Origin of the sequence: Paramylibacter kogurei (genome assembly GCF_002742285.1) — a bacterium.
In the GTDB taxonomy this organism is placed as follows: domain Bacteria; phylum Pseudomonadota; class Alphaproteobacteria; order Rhodobacterales; family Rhodobacteraceae; genus Amylibacter; species Amylibacter kogurei.
In genome coordinates this window covers 47348-64182 of sequence record NZ_MDGM01000001.1, presented here as the reverse complement: position 1 = coordinate 64182, position 16835 = coordinate 47348, and the positions used below count along the sequence as shown (strand labels likewise).

At 50.0% G+C, this 16835-nt stretch carries 14 protein-coding genes; 12 read left to right on the top strand and 2 right to left on the bottom strand.

Annotation, left to right across the window (positions count from 1 at the left end; genetic code table 11):
• The first annotated feature begins 79 nt into the window (after positions 1-79).
• The gene (locus BFP76_RS00275) at positions 80-1090 is read left to right on the top strand and encodes a nucleotidyltransferase family protein (RefSeq protein WP_240513942.1); all 1011 of its coding nucleotides are present in this window, start codon (positions 80-82) and stop codon (positions 1088-1090) included.
• A gap of 9 nt (positions 1091-1099) precedes the next feature.
• Here BFP76_RS00275 and BFP76_RS00270 read toward each other — a convergent pair whose 3' ends face one another.
• Positions 1100-1732 (bottom strand): YjbF family lipoprotein, encoded by a 633-nt coding sequence (locus BFP76_RS00270; protein WP_099591176.1) that lies wholly within the window; start codon positions 1730-1732, stop codon positions 1100-1102.
• Positions 1729-4158, bottom strand: a complete 2430-nt coding sequence (locus BFP76_RS00265; RefSeq protein ID WP_133117355.1) for a YjbH domain-containing protein — start codon at positions 4156-4158, stop codon at positions 1729-1731. Before BFP76_RS00265 ends, BFP76_RS00270 begins: the two co-directional genes overlap by 4 nt.
• A gap of 356 nt (positions 4159-4514) precedes the next feature.
• Between BFP76_RS00265 and repA the strand changes: the two genes are divergently transcribed.
• The 11 genes from repA to BFP76_RS00210 all read left to right on the top strand — a co-directional run bounded on the left by repA (position 4515) and on the right by BFP76_RS00210 (position 16820).
• Positions 4515-5693, top strand: a complete 1179-nt coding sequence (gene repA / locus BFP76_RS00260) for a plasmid partitioning protein RepA (protein WP_099591174.1) — start codon at positions 4515-4517, stop codon at positions 5691-5693.
• A gap of 1 nt (position 5694) precedes the next feature.
• Positions 5695-6708: a plasmid partitioning protein RepB gene (gene repB, locus BFP76_RS00255; protein WP_099591173.1), complete on the top strand. Its 1014-nt coding sequence runs from the start codon at positions 5695-5697 to the stop codon at positions 6706-6708.
• Between the two features lie 187 nt (positions 6709-6895).
• Positions 6896-8128 carry a plasmid replication protein RepC gene (gene repC / locus BFP76_RS00250; RefSeq protein ID WP_099591172.1) on the top strand — a complete coding sequence of 411 codons (1233 nt, stop codon included), beginning with the start codon at positions 6896-6898 and terminating at the stop codon, positions 8126-8128.
• A 180-nt stretch (positions 8129-8308) separates the two neighbouring features.
• On the top strand, positions 8309-9613 hold the full coding sequence (locus BFP76_RS00245; protein ID WP_099591171.1) for a UDP-glucose dehydrogenase family protein: 1305 nt from the start codon (positions 8309-8311) through the stop codon (positions 9611-9613).
• A 57-nt stretch (positions 9614-9670) separates the two neighbouring features.
• Positions 9671-10711 (top strand): SDR family NAD(P)-dependent oxidoreductase, encoded by a 1041-nt coding sequence (locus BFP76_RS00240; protein WP_099591170.1) that lies wholly within the window; start codon positions 9671-9673, stop codon positions 10709-10711.
• Positions 10708-11832 (top strand): polysaccharide biosynthesis C-terminal domain-containing protein, encoded by a 1125-nt coding sequence (locus BFP76_RS00235; RefSeq protein WP_099591169.1) that lies wholly within the window; start codon positions 10708-10710, stop codon positions 11830-11832. The genes BFP76_RS00240 and BFP76_RS00235 overlap by 4 nt, the downstream gene beginning before the upstream one ends.
• Complete coding sequence (gene wecB, locus BFP76_RS00230; protein WP_099591168.1) at positions 11829-12974, top strand: non-hydrolyzing UDP-N-acetylglucosamine 2-epimerase; 1146 nt, start codon at positions 11829-11831, stop codon at positions 12972-12974. Before BFP76_RS00235 ends, wecB begins: the two co-directional genes overlap by 4 nt.
• On the top strand, positions 12967-13824 hold the full coding sequence (locus tag BFP76_RS00225; RefSeq protein WP_165775610.1) for a sulfotransferase family protein: 858 nt from the start codon (positions 12967-12969) through the stop codon (positions 13822-13824). The genes wecB and BFP76_RS00225 overlap by 8 nt, the downstream gene beginning before the upstream one ends.
• On the top strand, positions 13817-14968 hold the full coding sequence (locus tag BFP76_RS00220; protein WP_099591166.1) for a DegT/DnrJ/EryC1/StrS family aminotransferase: 1152 nt from the start codon (positions 13817-13819) through the stop codon (positions 14966-14968). The genes BFP76_RS00225 and BFP76_RS00220 overlap by 8 nt, the downstream gene beginning before the upstream one ends.
• Entirely contained in the window at positions 14965-15639 is a 675-nt protein-coding gene (locus BFP76_RS00215) for a sugar transferase (protein WP_099591165.1), read from the top strand. Before BFP76_RS00220 ends, BFP76_RS00215 begins: the two co-directional genes overlap by 4 nt.
• Positions 15636-16820, top strand: a complete 1185-nt coding sequence (locus BFP76_RS00210; RefSeq protein ID WP_099591164.1) for a glycosyltransferase family 4 protein — start codon at positions 15636-15638, stop codon at positions 16818-16820. Before BFP76_RS00215 ends, BFP76_RS00210 begins: the two co-directional genes overlap by 4 nt.
• Positions 16821-16835 lie beyond the last annotated feature (15 nt).

The window sequence follows — 16835 nt, the reverse complement described above, 5'->3', positions numbered from 1 at the left end:
CCCACATTTCCACTTATGCCTATCATTTTTATCTTTTGATAGGTATAAGCGTGCCAAGCAAAACATGAAAGTGATAGGCATGACACCGCTCAGCAGCATCGCAATCAGCGCATATACCGATCTTGTACGCCTGTTAAAAGACGATGCAATGTCGGGTATCAAAGGCAAGCCAACCTTGAAAAAACGCGGGGACAAGGCATATTGGTATGCCGCGCGCCGCGTTGGCGTGGACATGCGGTTTTTCTATATCGGCGAAGATAATGACGAAACCCGCGCCCGTATTGATACCATCGAATTACTGCGCAAAACCGCAAAGGAACGACAGGGCGAACGATCACGTCTGGTGCGCCTGTTACGTGCCGAAGGCATGACGCCAACAGATCGCGCAACGGGGTCTATCCTGTCTGCGATGGCCGATGCGGGAACGTTTCGTCTTGGGGGAACCATCGTTGGCACAAATGCATTTCGCCTGTACGAGGGCGAACTTGGTATTCGTCTGCCCTTGGGGGGGATGGCGAACACGGGCGATATCGACATCGCTCAATTTGAAAAGCTTAGCGTTGCATTGCAAGACAAGGTTGATCCAGGTCTTGCCACCACATTTAGGGAACTAAAATTTGCGCCTGCACCTGGGATTGATCCCGCTCACACTTGGCGCTGGGTTCAAGGCGGAAGCGGTCAGTTGGTTGAATTCCTGACCCCCGCATTTGGCGATGAAACTTTGCGTGAATTGCCCGCATTGGGTGTTAGCGCACAATCGCTCAATTACCTGAATTTCTTGATCGCGGAACCCATCCATGCAGCGGCGATTTATCGGTCTGGCATTTTGGTCCAAGTGCCCCGCCCTGAACGCTATGCCATTCACAAATTGATCATCGCGGATCGCCGCCGCGATGGGGTTGATCGTTTGAAATCGTCCAAGGATCGCGAACAGGCGGCATTCCTGATTGATGTCATGGCACAGGATCGCCCCGATGATTTGGCCGATGCATTTACGCAGGCCAAAAACGTTGGCCCACGCTGGCGCGACCATATCGCAAATTCGCTGAACCGTATGCCAAAAACAAAAGAAACCTTGGACAATCTATAATCAGACGGATCAGCGCCCAATCCGCAGATATTCAATTTCTGGCGATACCCATTGTTTGGATCGCGCCACGGTATTGGTGCCGGGGATTATGAAATACAGGTTGTCATAGCTGTAATTTTCATTGCGGCAATTTTCATCAATTGCCAACAATCGTTGTTTTTGCGCCCCTGCCCCATATTCGTCAATGCCGCGTTGCGTACGTGTGCAGCGAAATACCAAACTTGTAATTTCGTTATTCCCGTTCAGAAATTTATGCACGCGGGTATGGGCGGCAAGATTGCTTTGTAAATGAAACGCGCTTTGCGTGAGCGCTGCCAAATCTTGGCCAAAACCTTGGGTTTGAACAATCACCCCAGCGCGCAACGTGACGGTTTGGCGTGTGGTGGTGGTATAGCTGCGATAACCATCGTTATCGGCAATCGCGACCATATTCGTTTGCCCGTTGGTATTGGGGCGATGCACGCGGATTACATCGCGGTATGATCCTGCCAACTGATCAATGGATTGCATGGTTTCAGGTGTTAAAATAACCGGCGGTGGTCGCAGCGCACCATAACCGGAAATCTCTGCGATTTTTTCGCCCGTTGGGCCTGAACATGCGGTGATGAAGATAATACCCAATATGGCCAACAATGGTTTCATCGCATCAACCTCCCCCAGCTATTGCGAAGCTCTGTGCGATCAACGCCGCTGACAACTGGATACAATCGATTTGGCACGTTCACCCGCGCCCCACCATCGCGCACGATGGGCTGAATCAACAGGTTATATTTGTTGCGATGGGGTTGTCCTGTGAACCAAGACAACGGAATGGTTGCCCGCAACCCTTTGTCAAAACTGCCTTCGCCAAAGTCATCAAAGCTCACATCTGTCAGGGTCATATACCCCCCGACACGCCAGCCGTTTTTGAACACCCGATCAACCGAAAGCGTACCGCCCCAATCACGCGCCAAATATCGCCCGACATCCACCTGCCCTAAAAACCCATTGCCCATGTTCCAATAAACAGAGGCATGCCCCGTAACGGTTTCATAATCGCGAAACGAAAGCAGTTGATCGAAATCGCGCTGTTTCACCCAGTTCAGCTCGGCACCGATGGCGAAATCACTGGCCACGGGTTTATACAAAATCTCCGCTGACAGGCCGCCATACATCGGTTCTAAAATACCTGCGGTGACGCGCCCGTAAATATCAGGCGACAGTTTAAACATGTAATCTGCGGTCAAACGATCAATGGTGGGATCACCCTGTGCTTGGTATTTATTCAAATCGGTACGCACACGCGGCAATACGGAATCTGAATCACGTGTTGCATGATGAATATTGCCATAGATACGTTTGGACACCGACCCATTCAGGCTTAGCCCGGGCGCAATATCCAAATGCGCAAACCCACGCAGACGCAGATCGACCCGCACAGGATTGTCAGGGTCAAACAGGCTGGTTGCGATATATGGTGCGATCCCAGCGGATAGTTTTGGATAATACCCATCGGCAAAGGTCAGATCCCCCTGCCCCAGATCACTGGGTTCAATCTGTGCCCGCACATATGTTTTCCATGCGCCATCGGAATCAAATTGCAACTGTTCCAAATCGCGCCGTTGCAATCGCGTTGTGGAAACAGGCAACCCTTGTTCCAAAACAGTAATATCAAACGCATACACGCTATCGGGCATAACATGGGTCATCGCACGTGCCGCGCGCCCAATGGCCTGTGCGGGTGCGTCGAAACGATCGTTGCGAATGCGCAAATGCGCACGCCCTGCGGTGACATCCAAAGCTTCCACCACAATCCCGTCGGTTTTCATCAACGCGTTCAGCCGCGCAATCGCCGCTTGGTTCGCATCGTCACCATAATTTGCCCCATCCGCATTGGCAGGTTTGCTCAGCGCTTGCACATATGTGGCACCCGCGTCACGTAACACTACACTGCACCGCGCAGCGCCGGCGTTATTTTCAAAAATGACCAGATCAACAACACCAGCCTGTGCATCCAATTCACGCGCCATTGCTGGGCTGCATTGATCCTGAATACGTGCAATGCGGACACCGCTGGGGGATTGGGTGATATCGGCGGCGGGGATGGAACCGACATATCCCGAAGGCACAGAATGCCCGTCAATCACATCACCAAATATGGCGCGGCGTTGATCGCTCTGTCCTTGGCGCACGCGTATGGGCAGTGGTGCTTCTTCGCGTCCTATGACGCGGGGCTTGCGTGGGTCGATGCTGGTGGAAAATCGCAATCCAACTTCTGTGCCGCCAATCACATTCATTGCCAATGTACTACCAGATTTGAAATGATATTCTGCGGCGAAATTCAACGGGGTTTTGTGATCAAAATACCCAACATTCGCCGCATTTTCATTTGCGTAATCATCGGAACTATATTCCGCTTTTAACACCAAACCGCGTACCGATTGTGGCGCCCATTCAACCCCTGCAAATGGGGCGGCGGGGCCACGAAACCAAACATCGGCCTGTGGGCGCCCGTTAATTTCTGCGGTGCCAAGCGTGCTTGGGCGGGTATCCGCGCCAAAAGGATTTGAAAAACTGTTGTAACTGCCAAGCCGCCCCCAGCCCAATCCAGCGGTTACACGCAAATTGGGGCGCAACGTTTTTGTCGCTGCAATATATTCACCAGAATAAATCCCCGTCCCTGCGAAATCTTGCAATCCAATCGCAACTGCCGGGCGGTATCGCCCTTCGAACATCAGTTGATAACGCACATCAAAACTACGATCATAATATTCGGGGCGTACATAACTTCCTGCACCTGGAATAAAATCGGGCACGAATGAATATCGAAACGATCCCGCCAATCGCGGTGTGATTTGAAAGGTTGCGGTATTGCGCAGTGATTTATTGAATAATGAACTGGTCGCAGAAAGCGTACCCTCTGGCATGGATTGCCCCGATGGCATGTCGATCAAACCAGCATTGCCGTAATTATTTAATGTCACCGGTGCCGTGGATTGCGCCTGTGCAATTGTGGCGATTGTCAGCGCAGAAATCAAAATCGCAACATGTGACATCACGGCAAAAGGTTTTGAAATAAAACAACGCAAAAGACGATCCTGTATCTAACAATCTGAATTCATAAAACATTAACTCACTTCCCCATGCCTTAGATTTTGCGAAAATGCCAGTGTCTTGCGTCGATTCGCACAGATTTGGTGCGGCAGGGCTGCAAATGGGTGCAGTTTTTGCGCTAAATCCCGCAAATTTTGGGAAAATAGTGCCAGATTCAGGCCAAACCACATGATATGGTGAAAAAACCCTTGCTCGAATCCCTTTTCCGCTGCATTTAATTACGCTAATAAAAGAATAAAACGATTGTTACCGTAACAACGGCAATGACAAAACGGCAGTAATTCATTCCCATAAGGCGCAAAGCTACGGAATAACAGGCAGGGACAGTGCAATGGCAAAAGGCCAAACGCGCATCGATGTATTGGTCGGTGAACACGCAGAAAAACTATCTGAACGCTTACAGGCGCATCGCGAACAATTGTTCCCACCAAATGCCACCAAAGAATTGCGTAAATTCACCAGCGGCGAGGCCGCCGAATTAATCGGTGTCAAAGATGCCTATCTGCGCAAACTTGATCTGGACGGCAAAGGGCCAAGCCCAGAGGTCCGCACAGGCGGGCGGCGATACTATTCCCCCCAAGACATCCAAGAATTGCGCGAATTTCTGGAAAAGGGTGCAAAGGTGCCTGGCACATATCTGCCAGGGCGGCGCGATGGCGATCATCTTCAGGTGATCACCGTCATCAATTTCAAGGGCGGTTCGGGTAAAACAACCACTTCCGCGCATCTGGCACAAAAGGCCGCGCTTGATGGTTATCGCGTGTTGGCTGTTGATCTTGATCCACAGGCCAGTTTTTCCGCACTTCACGGGTTTCAGCCCGAATTTGATCTGTTGGATGGGGGCACGTTATACGATGCCATTCGCTACGATGATCCGGTGCCGCTGAAATCAATCATTCGCAAAACCTATTTCCCGAATTTGGATATCATTCCGGGCAATTTAGATTTGATGGAATTTGAACATGAAACCCCCGCGGCACTTGCCCGCAAGGATGGCACGCTATTTTTCACCCGCGTGGACGAGGTTTTGGCATCCGTCCAAGACGATTACGATCTGGTGGTGATTGATTGCCCACCACAGCTTGGCTTTTTGACGATGTCTGCGCTGTCGGCAGCCACCGCCGTGTTGGTCACGGTGCATCCACAAATGTTGGATGTGATGTCCATGTGCCAGTTCTTGTTGATGACATCAAACTTGCTTGGCGTTGTGGCCGATGCAGGGGGCGATATGTCCTATGATTGGTTGCGCTATGTGGTGACACGCTATGAACCGGGTGATGGGCCGCAAAATCAGATGGTATCATTCATGCGTTCGATGTTTGGCGATCATGTTTTGAACCATACTGTGTTGAAATCAACGGCAATTTCCGATGCGGGGATTACCAAACAAACGCTTTATGAGGTTGAAAAAAACCAATTCACTCGCGCCACATATGAACGCGCAATGGAAAGTTTGAACGCCGTAAATGGCGAAATCGAGGATTTGATCCAGCAAGCATGGGGACGATAAAATGGCACGTAAAAATCTGTTACAAGGATTGATGGACGACCAGCCCGCAAAAGCGGCGCCAAAGGACACCGCGCCAGATGAAACCATCGCGGTTGATGCGCCAGAGCCTGAAAAGTCGGCATCACCCTCCCCTGCCCGTTCGCGATACACCAAAGGTGCGATTGGCGCGGTCAGCCAATCAATTGCTGATCTCAAGTCCAGATCGGTCAGCGATATTGACCCATTTTTGATTGATGCGGGCGGCGTTCAGGATCGCCTTGATTATGTCGAAGATGAACATCATGCCTTGATGGAATCTATTCGCGATTATGGCCAACAGGTCCCCGTGCTTGTGCGCCCTCACCCAGATGATCCTGACCGCTATCAAATCGTTTATGGTCGCCGCCGTGTGCTCGCCCTTCGTGATCTTGGCTTGAATGTTAAGGCGATGATACGCGATCTGGATGATGATGCGTTGATCATGGCCCAGGGTCAGGAAAACACGGCGCGCAAGGATCTCAGCTTTATCGAAAAAGCAAACTTTGCCCGCCAAATGCAAGACGGTGGTTATGCGCGCAAAACCATGTGCGATGCGCTCCATATTGATAAAACCGTGATTTCACGGATGTTATCCATCGTTGAACGCTTGCCGGTCGAGGTGATCGAACGCATTGGTGCCGCGCCAAATGTTGGCCGCGATCGCTGGCTTTCGCTCGCCAATGCTTTTGAGGCACGCGAATATGATGCAAACGAGGCGATTTCTGTAATTAATTTTTCAGGTGCGGAAACGTCAGACAAACGATTTGATGCGTTGTTTCAAATGCTTACCCGCGATCAGGGCGCAAAACAGCCGCGCAAACAGCCAAGCACCCGCACCCCCTTGAAAACCACCGAAGGTTTGCAAATTGGCGAGGCATCTTGGGGCAATGGCAAAATGACCATGACGATGAACAACAAATTAACCGACGGTTTTGATGAATGGTTGGTTGAACATATTTCCGAAATTCACGCACGCTGGAAAGCGGACGCTGAATAAACCGAGCATTAACAATAACAAAAAACAGGAGCACGAATTCGACGAAACCAAAGAAAAAGCCCATCAGAATGTAACATCCTAACAGGCCTATTCGGTGTTGTAGCATCTCCGACTTAGCGCAAATTGTTGACAGCTGTCAACTACTGTCGATTCCGACGGGCGAAAAAGTTTTGTCTCGTGAAAAAATATGCAGATTATTTCAACGACGCCCTTTGGGCAGCGGCCGGTATCGGCTGATCTGATCGAAAATCAAATGCTGGCAACGCGCGAATCCGATGTCGCCCATTTTGACAAATGGGAATTGTTTCGTGAACTTTGCGTGGCACGGTTATCTTATGGCCTGTCTGATCGGGATATGGCGGTTCTGAACGCCCTGCTCAGCTTTCATCAGGGGCGCAATTTATCCGATAATGACAATCTGGTGGTGTTTCCATCCAACAAAGCGCTGTCCGAACGCGCCCACGGTATGGCAGAAAGCACGCTACGGCGCCATTTAGCGGCGCTGACAGGCGCTGGGGTCATACTGCGCCATGACAGCCCCAACGGCAAGCGATACGCCGCCAAGGACGCCTCTGGCGAGGTTATCCGTGCTTTTGGCTTTAATCTGCGCCCCCTGCTCGTACGTGCGTCTGAAATTACAGATCGCGCCCGCGAAACCCGCGCGGCCGCCGAAACATACCGTCGTTTGCGCGATGAATGTAGCGTGATGTTGCGCGATGCGATTAAGTTAGCCGAATATGGCGCGTCTGAACGCCCAAAACACGACTGGGAAAGCATCCAAGCCACGGCGCAGGAATATGCCAAAGCTTTGCGACGCAAGCTGCCGTTTGAATTACTGAGCGATCTGCGCAAAAAACTGAGGTTGTTGTGCGATACCGTGGGTCAGCTTTTGGGTATGGATGCACAGATAAAAACAAAAGAAATGAGCGGCAGCGACGCTGACAATGAGCGTCACTATCAGAATTCAAATAAAGACTCTTATGATTTTGAACCTTCCTTAGAAAAGGAAAAGGGCGCTGGTGTTGATGATGGGATTGAAACCCTTGAAGAATACCGAGAGCTGGGCGCAGAACAAATTGATCAATCACCTAAAATGCCGCTACCGTTGGTTTTAAAAACATGTGGGGAAATTCAGAACTACGCCAAAGATGGGGTAAACAATTGGTATGACTTTGTCGCCACGGCGCATTTTGTTCGATCAATGATGGGGATCAGTTCTGATGCTTGGGGCAAAGCACAAATTGCAATGGGTGTGGAAAATGCGGCGATTGTTTTGGCCTGTATGTTAGAAAAAATCACCGAAATTCACAGCCCAGGTGGATATCTGCGTGCTCTTACCCAAAAAGCCGAAGATGGCGCATTTTCACCGGGACCCATGGTTATGGCCTTGTTGAATGGTGGTGATAAAAATGTTGCCTGATGAACAAGTTGACAGCTGTCAACTTTGCAATCCGTGCCAATTCTCACTGTTTAGAAGTTCTGTGATTTTTGGTTTAGGAAAATGTCGGGTTTTGAACTAACAATGGGATATGGGATTCTTATGCGCAATTTTTCTGCGCGCGAACGAGCGATGAATTTAAATATTTTAAGGAATTGAATAATGAAAATAGCAATGATTGGCACGGGATATGTGGGGTTGGTATCCGGTGTTTGCTTTTCCGATTTTGGTCATGATGTCGTTTGTGTGGACAAGGATCCAAATAAAATTGAACGTTTGAATGCGGGTGATATCGTAATTTATGAACCTGGGCTGCGCGATATTATGGAACGCTCGGTTAAATCTGGGCGATTGAAATTCACCACAGAACTGAAAGATGCGGTTTTGGATGCTGATGCGGTTTTCATCGCTGTGGGTACACCAACGCGTCGTGGTGATGGGCATGCGGATGTAAGTTACGTGATGGCGGCGGCAAAAGAGATTGCTGAAATTGCCAAGGATTATCTGGTGGTAGTCACCAAATCCACAGTTCCCGTTGGCACCAATCGCAAGGTGAAAGAGGTGATAAAGGAAACGCGGCCAGATTTGGAATTTGATGTGGTGTCAAACCCCGAATTTATGCGCGAGGGTGCCGCGATCGAGGATTTCATGAAACCTGATCGTGTGGTTGTTGGCGTTGAATCTGATCGTGCGGCAGGTGTGATGTCTGATATTTATCGCCCGCTATATTTGCGCGATTTTCCGATTTTACGCACAGATTTAGAAAGTGCGGAAATGATCAAATATGCCGCAAACGCGTTTTTGGCCACGAAAATCACATTTATCAACGAAATCGCGGCATTATGCGAAAAAACCGGCGCTGATGTGAAAAAAGTGGCGCATGGCATGGGGCTTGATGGGCGTATCGGGAACAAGTTTTTACATGCGGGTCCAGGTTACGGTGGGTCGTGTTTTCCCAAAGATACCAAGGCCTTAGCCAGAATCGGCCAAGAATATGCGGTGCCAATGCAGATCACTGAAACGGTGATCAAAGTGAACGAAGAAATCAAACGCCGCATGATCGAAAAAATTCGTGATTTGTGTGATGGGAGCTTTCGTAACAAGAAAATCGCGGTGATGGGCGTGACCTTTAAACCAAATACCGATGATATGCGCGATGCGCCGTCACTCACAATTGTTCCCGCCTTGGTTGGCGGTGGTGCGAATGTGCATGTGGTTGATCCCCAAGGGCGCAATGAAGGCGAAGAGCTTTTGCCCCATGTGGAATGGCACTTGGATGCCTATGAATGCGTCAAAGATTCAGATTTGATCGTGATCCTGACCCAATGGAACGAATTTCGCGCACTTGACCTGAGCCGATTAGCCACAAGCATGAAAACCGCCAAGATGGCCGATCTGCGCAACATTTATAATCGCGATGACGTATTTTCTGCGGGATTTGTTGAATATGAATCAATAGGTCGCTAAAGGTACGCCCAATAGCGGGTTATTTCCGCAAATTTGAATTTATTTGGGTGTTTTTTTATGGCGAATAACGCAATCGAGTCGGTTCTGATTACGGGGGGCACTGGCTCTTTCGGGAAGACCATGTTGAAACAGCTGTTGGCGGCTGATGTTCCTGAAATTCGCATTTTAAGCCGAGATGAAGAAAAACAAGACGCGCTGCGCAACGAATTGCGCGACGCTCGGGTGAAATATTACATCGGTGATGTGCGTGATCGTGAATCTGTGGAACGTGCCAGTAAGGGTGTGCAGAATATTTTCCACGCAGCGGCATTAAAACAGGTGCCATCATGTGAATTTTTCCCGATGCAGGCGGTGCAAACCAATATTATCGGTTCTGAAAACGTGGTACGCGCGGCGATCAATGAGCGTGTGAAATCATTGGTGTGCCTGTCCACAGACAAAGCCGTGTTTCCCGTCAATGCCATGGGCATGTCCAAGGCGATGATGGAAAAGGTGGCACAGGCGGGTGCACGTGAAATCGGGCAGGGCGCGGAGACCACCATTTCATGTGTGCGATATGGCAATGTGATGTATTCACGTGGTTCCGCGATTCCGCTGTTTATTAAACAGATCAAATCAGGCAACCCGATCACGGTGACAGAACCCACCATGACACGGTTTTTGATGCCACTGCGTGACAGTGTGGCATTGGTGAAATACGCGTTTGAGCATGCCAATCAGGGTGATTTGTTTATCAAGAAAGCGCCCGCATCCACCATCATTGATTTGGTACAAGCGATCAAAGAATTGTTTGATGCCCCCGATCACCCGGTTGAAATCATCGGTTGGCGTCATGCGGAAAAGCTGTATGAAACATTGGCAAGTGCGCAGGAACTGGCGACATCTGATGATATGGGCGATTATTATCGTATCCACATGGATAACCGCGATTTGAATTACAAACCCTATTTCGAAGAGGGTGATAAAACGACAGTTTCATTAGAAGATTATCATTCACACAACACACAACAATTAAGCGTGGCAGAGGTGAAGGATTTGTTGATGACACTGCCAGAGGTGCAAGCCGAAGTCGCCGCCCATAAAGAGGGTGTAAAATGAAGATTGTTGTCACCGGTGCTGGCGGATTAATAGGCTGGCATGCGGGTGCGCGATTGCATGCACAAAATTGTGCAGCGGCGTTTGGGGGTAACGATCAACCCTTTGATCTGGTGTTGTTGAAACATGCGGATTTTGACGATGATGTTACGTTGCATGCGGCCCTGACAGGTGCCGATGCGGTGTTGCATTTCGCAGGTGTGAACCGCGCCGATAGCGATGATATTGTGCGCACAGCAAACCCAGCGATTGCCACGCGTTTGATTGCCGGTTGTCAATCGGTTGGTGCCGATCCCCATATCGTTTATGCCAATTCAACCCATGCCACCGGCGATACGTCATATGGCAATTCCAAACGCGAGGCGGGTGAAATTATCGGGGCAGGGGTGTCGCGGTATTCCAACCTGATCCTGCCCCATATTTTTGGCGAATGTGCGCGCCCATTTTATAACAATGTCACCGCAACCTTGATCCATCAAATATTGGCTGGTGAAACCCCAAGCGTGAACCCAGATGGGCGCGTGCAATTGTTATATGCAGGTGTGGCCGCACAGGTGGCGATTGATGCGATCATGGATGGTGTTACGGGTGATATCACACCAGAACCCCGCCCGATCAGTGTGCCCGATTTGTTGGAAAAGCTGCAAGGGTTTCATGATCTTTATCGTGCCAATATCTATCCCGATGTGTCAGATGATTTTGATCTGGCATTGTTTAATAGTTACCGCGCAGCGAGCTATCCCGATCAATGGCCGCGCCCGTTAACATTGCATTCTGATGCGCGTGGCACATTGTTTGAGGCCGTCAAAGGTGGCGGTGGTGGACAAACATTCTTGTCCACAACTGAACCCGGTGTAACCCGTGGTGATCATTTTCATTTGCACAAGGTGGAACGGTTTTTGGTGGTGCAGGGCGAGGCCATCATTCGCATACGCAAGGTGATGTCGGATGATGTTTGGGAATATCGTGTGAGCGGCGATAACCCAGCACCCGTGGACATGCCAACGCTTCATACGCATTCGATTGAAAACGTCGGGCAGGGGCCGTTGCTTACGCTATTTTGGACCCACGATTTGTTCGATCCTGCCAACCCTGATACATTTGCCGATAAGGTGCTGACATGACCAAATTAAAAGTAATGACCGTATTGGGCACGCGCCCTGAAATTATCCGTCTTGCGCGGGTGATGGCGCGCCTTGATGACTATGTGGACCATATCATTGTGCACACCGGTCAGAATTATGATTACGAGCTGAACGAAGTGTTCTTTGAGGATCTGGGCGTGCGCAAGCCTGATTATTTTCTGGGCGTTGGGGGCGGGAGCCTTGGTGAAACGCTGGGTGGGATTTTGACCCAAACGGAAAAAGTTTTGGCGGATGAAAAACCCGATGCGGTTTTGATCCTTGGCGATACAAATTCCGCGATAAGCGCGATCATGGCGCGGCGTATGAAGGTGCCAGTTTATCATATGGAGGCAGGCAACCGTTCGTTTGATATGAACGTGCCAGAGGAAACCAACCGCCGTTTGGTGGATCACATTGCCGATTTCAACTTGGTTTACACCGAACATGCGCGGCGTCATTTGCTGGCCGAAGGATTGCCCCATCGTCGGATCAACCTGACAGGCAGCCCGATGCGCGAAGTGTTGGAACATTACCGCGATCGGATCGAAGCATCCGATGTGCTGCAACGCATTGGGTTGACAGCGGGTAAATATTTTATCGTCTCGCTTCACCGCGAGGAAAACGTGGATAATCGTGCGCGTCTTGGTTCCTTGATCGAGGCGTTGAATACCATCGCGCAGAAATACAAATTCCCCGTGATCGTGTCGACGCATCCGCGCACGCGCAAACGGTTAGAAACGATGAAAATCAAGATCGATCCATTGGTGGAATATATGAAACCATTTGGATTTCACGATTACAACAATCTGCAAATGAACGCGTTTTGCGCGATTTCAGATAGCGGTACAATCGCCGAAGAAAGCTCAATGCTCGGCTTTCCCGCCATCACGCCGCGCGATGCGATCGAGCGCCCAGAAGGTGTTGATGTGGGGTGCATCATGATGACGGGTTTGGATGTGGACACAATGGTCAATGGCATTGCTGCCGTGACACAAATGTTTGCAGAGCGCGTGGCGAGCGGTACGGCGCATCCCGTGCCCGCAGATTATTGCATTACCAACACATCAGAGCGTGTGGTGAACCTGATCATGGGGACGGCGAAATTATCCAATTCATGGGATGGAATTCGCAAGAATGACTGATGCGGACAGCCCCATTATTTTAATAGGCGCGGCGCGTTCTGGTACCAAGTTTCTGCGCGATGTTCTGCGTGTGGCGGATGGGCATGGGGCGGTGCCCTATGATGTGAATTACGTTTGGCGTTATGGGTTTGAACAGCATCCAAATGATTTGCTTCCTGTTGATGGGCTTACCAACAAACAAATCGCGTTTATTCGAAAAACACTGCGCAGTTTGGCGTCGTTAGGCATAGATGAAGTGTTAATAGAAAAAACGGTTTCAAACACGTTGCGCGTGCCATTTGTTGACGCGGTTTATCCAAATGCGCGTTATGTGCATCTGATCCGTGATGGGCGTGATGTAACAGAAAGTGCGATGCGCCAATGGTTGGCCCCGCCCAATTGGGCTGCGTTGTTTACGAAACTACGCGGGATGCCGTTTTCCAATTTGGGCTATGTGTTTTGGTTCGCCAAAAATTTTATTTCTGGCATGTTAAAGGGCCAAAAGGGTGGCAATGTCTGGGGGCCGCGATTTGATGGTATTGATGCGCTTGTCGGGCAAAAATCGCTGGCGCATATCTGTGCGATGCAATGGCGCAAATCGGTTGAACAAGCGACCCAAGATTTGGCCAATATTCCAGCGGAACGTGTATTTGAAATTCGCTACGAAGATTTGGTGAAAGATGACACAGCCATTACCAATTTATTGACGCAATTAGAAATTAAAGACATTGACAAAGTCGTGAATTATTGGCGCGACAAAGTACATATTGAAAATACCGCACGTTGGAAAAATCTGCCAACAAAAGATCAGGCAGACATGATGAACGTGATTGGTGATACATTGAAATTGAAAGATTACGATTATGTCTAATTTACATGTGCCATTTTTCCGACCGTCCATTACGGATGACGAAATTACCGAAGTCGTAAAGTGTATGAAATCAGGCTGGCTCACCACTGGCCCGAATGCGATTGAATTCGAGAAAGAATTTGAAGCACTGTATGACGACGGTATCCATGCGATTGCGGTGAATTCTGCGACGGCTGCGCTCCACCTTGGGTTGGAGGCCATGGGGATCAGTGAGGGCGACGAAGTTATCGTTCCAACACTAACATTTACCGCCACGGCAGAGGTGGTGCGATATCTGGGTGCGAACCCCATTTTTGTTGATATTGATCGCAAGACATTTGGCATTGATCTGGAATCAATCCGCGCTGCGATCACGCCAAAGACCAAGGCGATTATGCCCGTGCACTTCGCGGGCCGTGCCTGTGATATGACAGCGCTGCGTGTATTGGCGGATGAATATGGATTGAAAATTCTTGATGATGCAGCCCATGCGTTACCAACGCGCCATGCTGGCAAGTTAATCGGGGATATTGGCGCGGATGCAACGGCGTTTAGTTTTTATGCCAATAAGACCATGACAACGGGCGAGGGGGGTATGTTGGTGACACGTAACGCCGATATCGCAGCGCGCGCACGAGTGATGCGCATGCATGGGATTGATCGCGATGTGTTTAACCGATTTACCGATACGAAAGCGTCGTGGATGTATGATGTTGTCGCGCCTGGTTTCAAATATAATCTAACTGATATTGCTGCCGCGATGGGGCGGGTTCAGTTGCGCAAAATTGATGTGTTTCAAAATGCGCGTGAACGTTTGGTGAAACGATATAAATCGGCCTTTGCTGATTTGCCTGTCACATTGCCCGCTGATGCGGCGGATGGGGATACGCATTCGTGGCATTTGTTTATCATTCAAGTGAACGAAGATGCCGCAATGGACCGCAATGAATTGGTGGCACATCTAAAGAAAAACAATATCGGTTGTTCTGTGCATTATCGCCCGTTGCACCAAATGACGTTTTGGTCGACTGGCAATGGTGGAAATAAATTCCCCAATGCCGATGCCTATTTCGAAGGTTGCATCAGTTTGCCATTGTTTATGGATATGTCTGATGCAGAACAAGATCGTGTGATTGATGTTGTCTCAAAGGCGTTGTTGGGATGAAACGTGCGTTTGATATCATCATCTCGATCTTTGTGTTGATTGGGACATCCCCACTTTTCCTGTTGGCAATTGTTGGAATTAAATTGTCGTCAAAAGGTGCGGTATTTTATCGTGCCATGCGTGTTGGGCAGGGTGGCACACCATTTGCCATGTATAAATTTCGTTCCATGCATGTGAGTACTGGCGGTTCTGTAATTACGGCGGCCAATGATACGCGGGTATTTGGATTTGGCGCGTTCCTGCGCAAAAGCAAGATTGACGAGCTGCCGCAATTTTTAAACGTGTTGCGCGGTGACATGTCAATCATTGGCCCACGCCCAGAGGACCCAAAAATCGTCACCGATCATTATACCGATTGGATGATCAAAACGCTGGATGTGCGCCCTGGAATTTCCAGCCCCGGTGCCATTTATTATTATGGATACGGCGAACATCTGATTGATGATGCCGATCCCGAAGGTAGCTATGTGCAAAACCTATTGCCTCCAAAATTGGCGGTCGAACTTGCGTATTTACAGCGCGCGAATTTTTGGTCGGATTTGGGCGTAGCCATTCAAACCGCATTGGCAATATTCAAGGTTATCGCTGGACGCCCGATACGGTTGCCACAACGTGATTTGGATGGTGCGTTGAATTGGGTGAGTGCGGCGCAGTTACAGGCGTCGCGATGAAACTATTATTCACACATCGGTATTTTTGGCCCGACACGGCACCCTATGGCGTGATCTTGAAGTCCATTGTTGGGCATTTTGCACAAACTGATAATGCAGTGCATGTGTTTGCATCCAAGCTGTCATATCGCGAACTGGGCGCGGATGCACCCGCCGAAATGGATGGCGTTGATATCCGCCGTTGTTGGGTGTTTCAGGAAAACAAGAAAAACCCGATAACACGTGCAATCAATGTATTGCTGTATTGCATCGGTTTGTTCTTCCACGTTTTACGATTGCGCCCCGATGTTGTGACGGCATCGACTTTCCCACCTGTATTGGCGGCTTGGTCAGGGAGCTTGGCTGCGCGGATTGTAGGGGCGAAATTTGTTTATCACATGATGGATATTCATCCCGATGTGTCACAGATCAGCGGCGGTTTGTTGGGACGTGCGCCCATCGCCAATGTGTTGCGTTGGTTGGATAATCATACCCTGCGCCGTGCATCTGCGATTGTGGTTTTATCGCAGGATATGGCGAACACGCTGGCGGGCAGGGGGCTCGGTGCATTGCCAATCCATGTGATTAACAATTTCATGTTAGATAGCGACGAGGCCCAAGACCCACCGCGTGAATGGGTGAAAGATGCGAACAAAAAACGTGTGATCTTTGCGGGTAATCTGGGGCGGTTTCAGAACCTTCCATTATTGGCCGAGGGGGTTGCGACGTGTTTTGACACGCATTCCGATCTGGAGCTGATGTTTCTGGGTGATGGCGCGGCGCTGTCCGAATTGCGCACGCGTTGGGGTGATCATCCACAGGTCACGTTTGCGCCGTTTTTGCCATTCGCACAGGCCAAGGCGTTGATTGCGGATGCGGATGTTGGGCTGGTGTCGTTAAACCGCGATATTTACCGCGTGGCGTACCCGTCCAAGATGCTGACATACCTTGGCCTTGGCGTGCCTGTGCTCGCACTGGTGGAGCCTGAAAGCGCGCTGGCAGAGGAAGTGAGCGCAAATGGGTTAGGCGCCGTGCCAGAGGCCGCAACGGCCGAGGCGATTGGGGTGGCGTTACGCAAGGTGTTGGGGGCAGGGGGTTCCCCCGCATTGGTGAAAAGCTGGTACACTAGCAAAGCAACCAAAGACGTAGCGATGAACCACTGGGAGGCAGTGTTGGATGCGTTGCGCGAGGATAGAGGTTAGCCAATGCGCCTGAAG

Excerpts from the sequence above, each read along its gene's own strand:
- BFP76_RS00275 (WP_240513942.1), top strand. The coding sequence starts at position 80 with ATGACACCGCTCAGCAGCATCGCAATCAGCGCATATACCGATCTTGTA.
- BFP76_RS00270 (WP_099591176.1), bottom strand. The coding sequence starts at position 1,732 with ATGAAACCATTGTTGGCCATATTGGGTATTATCTTCATCACCGCATGT.
- repA (WP_099591174.1), top strand. The coding sequence starts at position 4,515 with ATGGCAAAAGGCCAAACGCGCATCGATGTATTGGTCGGTGAACACGCA.
- repB (WP_099591173.1), top strand. The coding sequence starts at position 5,695 with ATGGCACGTAAAAATCTGTTACAAGGATTGATGGACGACCAGCCCGCA.
- repC (WP_099591172.1), top strand. The coding sequence starts at position 6,896 with ATGCAGATTATTTCAACGACGCCCTTTGGGCAGCGGCCGGTATCGGCT.
- BFP76_RS00245 (WP_099591171.1), top strand. The coding sequence starts at position 8,309 with ATGAAAATAGCAATGATTGGCACGGGATATGTGGGGTTGGTATCCGGT.
- BFP76_RS00240 (WP_099591170.1), top strand. The coding sequence starts at position 9,671 with ATGGCGAATAACGCAATCGAGTCGGTTCTGATTACGGGGGGCACTGGC.
- BFP76_RS00235 (WP_099591169.1), top strand. The coding sequence starts at position 10,708 with ATGAAGATTGTTGTCACCGGTGCTGGCGGATTAATAGGCTGGCATGCG.
- wecB (WP_099591168.1), top strand. The coding sequence starts at position 11,829 with ATGACCAAATTAAAAGTAATGACCGTATTGGGCACGCGCCCTGAAATT.
- BFP76_RS00225 (WP_165775610.1), top strand. The coding sequence starts at position 12,967 with ATGACTGATGCGGACAGCCCCATTATTTTAATAGGCGCGGCGCGTTCT.
- BFP76_RS00220 (WP_099591166.1), top strand. The coding sequence starts at position 13,817 with ATGTCTAATTTACATGTGCCATTTTTCCGACCGTCCATTACGGATGAC.
- BFP76_RS00215 (WP_099591165.1), top strand. The coding sequence starts at position 14,965 with ATGAAACGTGCGTTTGATATCATCATCTCGATCTTTGTGTTGATTGGG.
- BFP76_RS00210 (WP_099591164.1), top strand. The coding sequence starts at position 15,636 with ATGAAACTATTATTCACACATCGGTATTTTTGGCCCGACACGGCACCC.